Raw genomic sequence first — 358 nt, 5'->3', positions numbered from 1 at the left:
TTACCGTCGTACATCTGAATCAACCCCAGCTGCGGATAGTAGGTCCGGGTACGGACAAACTCGGTATCCAGGGCAATGGCAGGAAAGTCGCGCGTCACTTCGCACAGCGAAGCCAGCTCGTCGTTGGTCGTGATCATCTGGTAATTCAAAACGGATTCTCTTTTGTTTGCGCCCATAAAAAACGCCGGCTTAACCGGCGTCTGGGCGATTAGCGTGAAGCTCAGGCCTTATTGTCTACTTTGCCACGGGCTTCGTCACGTAATTCTCGTCGTAATATCTTTCCGACATTCGATTTCGGCAGTTCCTCGCGAAACTCAACCAGCTTCGGCACCTTGTAGCCAGTCAGCTGACGACGACA

At 52.5% G+C, this 358-nt stretch carries 1 protein-coding gene; it reads right to left on the bottom strand.

Annotation, left to right across the window (positions count from 1 at the left end):
• A partial coding sequence (locus tag CSV68_RS17695) for a hypothetical protein (RefSeq protein WP_368665193.1) occupies positions 1–137 on the bottom strand: 137 nt, incomplete at its 3' end.
• Positions 138–358: the final 221 nt, after the last annotated feature.

Source organism: Sporosarcina sp. P29 (assembly GCF_002743265.1).
In the GTDB taxonomy this organism is placed as follows: domain Bacteria; phylum Bacillota; class Bacilli; order Bacillales_A; family Planococcaceae; genus Sporosarcina.
The sequence above is the reverse complement of the archived record's forward strand: the minus strand, read 5'-3'. Positions and strand labels throughout refer to the sequence as shown.